General features: G+C 66.1%; 6 protein-coding genes and 1 pseudogene. 5 read left to right on the top strand and 2 right to left on the bottom strand.

The genetic code is table 11. From position 1 onward, the window contains the following. The coding region (locus WAN02_RS33910) for a DUF3499 domain-containing protein (protein ID WP_422269724.1) at positions 1-326 on the bottom strand (326 nt) is incomplete at its 3' end. Positions 327-505: 179 nt separating this feature from the next. Between WAN02_RS33910 and WAN02_RS33905 the strand changes: the two genes are divergently transcribed. After that, on the top strand, positions 506-928 hold the full coding sequence (locus WAN02_RS33905; protein ID WP_331511201.1) for a metallopeptidase family protein: 423 nt from the start codon (positions 506-508) through the stop codon (positions 926-928). A gap of 28 nt (positions 929-956) precedes the next feature. On the opposite strand, the gene WAN02_RS33900 is transcribed toward WAN02_RS33905, so the two are convergent. Further along, a complete protein-coding gene (locus WAN02_RS33900; RefSeq protein ID WP_422269726.1) occupies positions 957-1,295 on the bottom strand; it encodes a WhiB family transcriptional regulator in 339 nt (112 codons plus the stop codon). 370 nt (positions 1,296-1,665) lie between these two features. Between WAN02_RS33900 and cofD the strand changes: the two genes are divergently transcribed. The 4 genes and pseudogenes from cofD to WAN02_RS33880 form a co-directional block, all read left to right on the top strand. Next, positions 1,666-2,658, top strand: a complete 993-nt coding sequence (gene cofD, locus WAN02_RS33895; RefSeq protein WP_422269723.1) for a 2-phospho-L-lactate transferase — start codon at positions 1,666-1,668, stop codon at positions 2,656-2,658. Next, the gene (locus WAN02_RS33890) at positions 2,658-4,025 is read left to right on the top strand and encodes a coenzyme F420-0:L-glutamate ligase (RefSeq protein WP_422269725.1); all 1,368 of its coding nucleotides are present in this window, start codon (positions 2,658-2,660) and stop codon (positions 4,023-4,025) included. The genes cofD and WAN02_RS33890 overlap by 1 nt, the downstream gene beginning before the upstream one ends. Beyond that, a complete protein-coding gene (locus WAN02_RS33885) occupies positions 4,022-4,561 on the top strand; it encodes an NUDIX hydrolase (RefSeq protein WP_422269722.1) in 540 nt (179 codons plus the stop codon). Before WAN02_RS33890 ends, WAN02_RS33885 begins: the two co-directional genes overlap by 4 nt. 378 nt (positions 4,562-4,939) lie before the next feature. After that, a pseudogene (locus WAN02_RS33880) lies at positions 4,940-5,405 on the top strand (hypothetical protein); the annotation flags it as partial.

The raw sequence follows: 5,405 nt of genomic DNA, 5'->3' as shown, positions 1-5,405 counted from the left end.
CCCGAGGACTGGGCACCCGAGTCGTGGAATCCGTTGACCGGGCCGCCGCCGGCGGCCACGTCGCGGCCTTCGCGCACGGCTTCGGCCAGTGCGATCAGGTCGTCCTCATCGGGGTTGGTGGCCAGCGGGCCGGAATGCCGGACGAGCTCCCAGCCGCGCGGCGCGGTGATCCGGCCTGCATGGCTGACGCAGAGGTCCCAGGAGTGCGGCTCGTGGGCGATGGCCAGCGGGCCGATGACCGCCGTCGAATCCCCGTACACGAAGGTCAGCGTCGCCACCGCGTAATGCGGACAGCCAGGCCGGCAACAGCGACGCGGAACGTTCACGATCGAGAGATTATCGTGCGGAAACGTCCACGCGGCGCCGGACACGCGCATTCGCTGGGGCCGGGATGCCCAACCGTTACCATCGCCGAGTGAGCGATTCGCGCAGCTCCTCGCGCGGCCGGCACCCGGTGGGCAACCGGCACTCGGTGGGCAGGAGGGTCTCGCGGCGCGGCCGCGATATGCGCGGTCCGCTGCTGCCGCCGACGGTGCCCGGGTGGCGCAGTCGCGCCGAACGCTTCGACATGGCGGTGCTCGAGGCCTACGAACCCATCGAGCGGCGATGGCAGGAACGACTGTCGGGGCTCGACGTGGCGGTCGACGAGATCCCGCGGATTTCGGCGAAAGACCCCGACAACGTGCAGTGGCCACCGGAGGTGGTCGCCGACGGGCCGATCGCACTCGCCAGGCTGATCAGCGCCGGCGTCGACGTGCGCGGCAGCGCGACCCGCGCGCGAGTTGTGTTGTTCCGCAAGCCAATCGAGCGACGCGCCAAAGACACAGTCGAGCTGGCTGAATTACTGCATGAAATTTTGGTGGCTCAGGTGGCCACGTATCTGGACGTCGAACCCTCTGTCATCGACCCGACGATCGATGATGAATAACGGGTGATCGCAAGCGCAGCGCGGCGCGTCAGATGATTCCGCGCTTGAGGCGGCGACGTTCCCGCTCCGAGAGGCCGCCCCAGATTCCGAAGCGCTCGTCCTTGGCCAAGGCGTATTCGAGGCATTCACTGCGCACCTCGCAGCCAAGGCAGATCTTCTTGGCCTCGCGCGTGGAGCCGCCCTTCTCGGGGAAGAACGCCTCCGGATCCGTCTGAGCACACAACGCACGGTCTTGCCACTGATCGGTCTCAACCTCGGCGGCCTCGAATTCATCTTCGACCGTGTCGGGAACCAAACTCAAATGGGGCCTTGGGGATACCCCTGTGATCGGCAAGCCGGGAGTGGTGTGCGGTGGTGTCCCACCGATTAAGCCTCGAAGGTGTTCATAGGACATGCTCCGCCTCCTCACCTGGTTTTAGTTGATCGTGAATGTGACCGCTGTTTTGATGTAGGTCATCCCGATTCGAACAAATGATCGAATCTCGGTCTGCGACACCGAATCCGGCCGGCCAACCGAAATGACACTGCTGTGATTACACACGGGTAAGAAGCTCTTTGCAAGCGATTTGGAAGATTTCCATATCATCTCGTGACCAATTTTTTGCGACACTGACACCGTTGGGGCATTGGCGTGTCGGTCACACCCGTCACACAAGGCATTCCGGTATCAACCCCACTCTCCGATTGCGCCGCTCACCTCGGCGTCTCCACCGCGGTCGCGCGTACTGTCGTGCGGTGTGAAGGTCACGGTTCTGGTCGGTGGGGTCGGCGGCGCCCGCTTCCTGCTCGGGGTACAGCAACTACTTGGATTGGGCCAATTCGCCTCTGCGTCTGCGCCCGTCGGCGAACACGAGCTGACCGCGGTCGTCAACATCGGCGACGACGCATGGATGCACGGGGTGCGGATCTGCCCCGACCTGGACACCTGCATGTACACCCTGGGTGGCGGCGTCGACCCGGAGCGCGGCTGGGGCCATCGTGGCGAAACCTGGCATGCCAAGGAGGAACTCGCGCAGTACGGCGTACAGCCCGACTGGTTCCAACTCGGCGACCGCGACCTGGCCACCCATCTGGTGCGTAGTCAGATGCTGCGCGCCGGCTACCCGCTCTCGCAGGTGACCGCAGCGTTGTGTGACCGCTGGCAGCCCGGCGCGCGACTGCTGCCCGCCAGCGACGACCGTTGCGAAACACATGTCGTCATCACCGATCCCGCCGACGACAGCCAGCGCGCGATCCACTTCCAGGAGTGGTGGGTGCGCTACCGCGCGCAACTGCCGACCCACAGCTTCGCCTTCGTCGGCGCTGAAAATGCCAACGCTACAACGGAAGTCACCGATGCGATCAGCGACGCCGACGTGATCCTGGTGGCGCCGTCGAATCCGGTGGTCAGCGTCGGCGCGATCCTGGCCATCCCTGGGATCCGCGCGGCGTTGCGGTCCACCGGCGCCCCCGTCGTGGGCTACTCGCCGATCATCGATGGAAAGCCGTTGCGTGGCATGGCCGATGAGTGTCTCAAGGTAGTCGGGGTGGCCTCGACCGCCGAGGCAGTTGGGCGCTACTACGGTGCGCGGGCAGGCACCGGGATCCTGGATTGCTGGCTGATCCACGAGGGCGATCACGCCGAAATCGAGGGTCTCGCGGTCCGATCAGTGCCATTGCTGATGACCGACCCGAAAGCCACGGCCGAGATGGTGAGCGCCGGTCTCGAGCTCGCGGGCGTGGCGGCGTGATCGCGCCGGCGGCAGCCGGAGAACACGGCACCGCGTCACCGATCGAGATTCTGCCGGTCACCGGGCTTCCCGAATTCCGGCCCGGCGATGACCTGACCGCCGCGCTGGCCGCAGCCGCACCCTGGCTGCGCGACGGCGACGTGTTGGTGGTCACCAGCAAGGTGCTTTCCAAGTGCGAGGGCCGCCTGGTGCCCGCGCCGGAGGATCCCGAGGCGCGAGATGCGTTGCGCCGCAAGCTTGTCGACGCCGAGTCCGTCCGGGTGCTGGCCCGCAAGGGCCGAACGCTGATCACCGAGAACCGGCTTGGCGTGGTGCAGGCCGCGTCCGGCGTGGACGGATCCAACATCGGCACCGACGAACTGGCACTGCTGCCCGTCGATCCCGACGGCAGCGCCGCGTCGTTGCGCGCCGGCCTGCGCGAAAGGCTCGGTGTCACGGTCGGGATCGTCATCACCGACACCATGGGCCGGGCGTGGCGCAACGGCCAGACCGACGCGGCCGTCGGCGCGGCCGGCGTCTCGGTGTTGCACGGCTACGCGGGCGCGGTCGACCGGCACGGCAACGAACTGCTGGTCACCGAGGTCGCCATTGCCGACGAGATCGCCGCGGCGGCAGATCTGGTCAAGGGCAAACTCACCGCGATACCGGTGGCCGTGCTGCGAGGCCTGCCGGCCGGCGTGGTGACCGATACCGATGCCACGGCCCGACACCTCGTGCGGTCCGGCACCGACGACCTGTTCTGGCTGGGCACCGCCGAGGCCCTGGAACTCGGTCGTCAACAGGCCCAGCTGATCCGCCGCTCGGTACGCCAATTCGCCACCGAGCCGGTACCGCCGCAACTCATCGAGGACGCAGTCGCCGAAGCGCTCACCGCCCCGGCTCCGCATCACACCCGGCCGGTGCGCTTCGTGTGGCTGCAGACATCGGCGACGCGCAGCCGGCTGCTCGAGCGGATGCGCGACAAGTGGCGCGCCGACCTCACCGGCGACGACAGGCCGGCCGACTCGGTCGAGCGGCGAGTGGGCCGCGGTCAGATCCTCTACGACGCACCCGAAGTCGTCATTCCGATGCTGGTGCCCGACGGCGCGCACAGTTATCCCGACGCCGCGCGCACCGATGCCGAGCACACCATGTTCACCGTCGCGGTCGGGGCCGCGGTGCAGGCGCTGCTGGTGGCCTTGGCGGTGCGCGGGGTAGGTAGCTGCTGGATCGGTTCGACGATCTTCGCCGCCGATCTGGTCCGCGACGAACTGAGCCTGCCTGACGACTGGGAACCGTTGGGCGCCATCGCCATCGGCTATCCCCAACAGCCCGTGACCGAGCCTCGTCAACCCGTCGCGGTCAATGATCTGCTGGTGCGCAAGTGAGCGTTCGGTCCTCGGCGATAGCGCTGCTGTCCGACTGGCAGGCACCGGATCGGTCGCAGGATTCACTGCGTAACGCCGTGCTGGCGTTCCTGGATGCCCGGGAGGATGCCTGCCGTCGGGAATGCGTACCGGGCCACATCACGGCGTCGGCGTTGGTGCTCGACGACACCGGCGGTCAGGTGTTGTTGACACTGCATCCGCGGCTGGGACGATGGGTCCAATTGGGCGGGCACTGCGAGGATTCCGACGCCGACATCGTGGCGGCAGCGCTGCGGGAGGCCACCGAAGAATCCGGTGTCGACGGCCTGCGGATCACATCCGATCTCGCCGCGATCAACGTCCACGCGCTCACCTGTTCGCTGGGCGTGCCGACCCGTCACATCGACTTGCAGTTCGTGGCGCACGCGCCGTCCGCGGCACAGATCGCGATCAGCGACGAATCAGTGGACTTGCGGTGGTGGCCGATCGACAGGTTGCCGCCCGGCACCGACGGGGCGCTGGCGTATCTGGTCGCCCGGGGGCGCGGGCCCATGTAAGACGTCCTCTGACACCGCGGTGTTCTGCGAAGGTTGCTGCGCTGGCGGGTTGAGGTTCATCGTCGTTCTCCGGCTCGACGCAGGCCACCTTAAAGGACGCTGAAAACAGTCTCAGCTCATTTTCGAGAGTGTTCTAGCTATGTACATACATAAACGGTGCGTTGCGACCGCTTTCTTCGCCATGGGCAGAGCACCGAAACAGCATCTGACCTGCGCCGGTGATGCTTCACCCGCTGCCGTGGAAAGTTCTTCAAGATCATTTGGGCGTTCAAAATCATTTGGGCGTTTCTTTGCTTACCATTGCGTTAGTAAGCGCTACCTTAACGGCACCTGGGAATAGTCAGCTCGTAATTCAGCTTAAGGGAAGGGTTCGGGGAGATGGCTGGACAGCACTCAAAGAAGAATCGTCGGGACAAGGGCAAGGCCCGTCGTCGTGCGACGCTTGGCCTCGGTGGTTCTGCCGGGGCGTTTTTGGCGTTCGGGTTGACGCCGTTGGCGTCGGTTCCCCCGGCGCATGCCGATGGTCTGGACGCGATCATTGACCCGATCCTCAACTCGATCCTGAGTTCGGTGACCAGCTTTGACGCGCTGTTGGGGATTGACCCCTCGGCGTTGGGTGATCTGGCGCTGCCGGCTACTGATGTCGCTGCGACGGTCCCCTCTGGCTGGGAGGCCTTGTTCGGCGACCTGACCAACCCGGTCGGCGACGCCACCACCGCGGCCGGCACCGCAGCGTCGGTGTCCGACGCCACGTCGCAGACCTGGCTGCAGGGCCTGGAGCAGGCCTGGATTGGCTCGTCGTTTGGTTCTCAGGTCGACAGCGGGCTGAATGCATGGTTTGAGC

It is taken from the genome of Mycobacterium sp. (assembly GCF_049281135.1).
In the GTDB taxonomy this organism is placed as follows: Bacteria; Actinomycetota; Actinomycetes; order Mycobacteriales; family Mycobacteriaceae; genus Mycobacterium.
The sequence above is the reverse complement of the archived record's forward strand: the minus strand, read 5'-3'. Positions and strand labels throughout refer to the sequence as shown.

Excerpts from the sequence above, each read along its gene's own strand:
- WAN02_RS33905 (WP_331511201.1), top strand. The coding sequence starts at position 506 with ATGCGCGGTCCGCTGCTGCCGCCGACGGTGCCCGGGTGGCGCAGTCGC.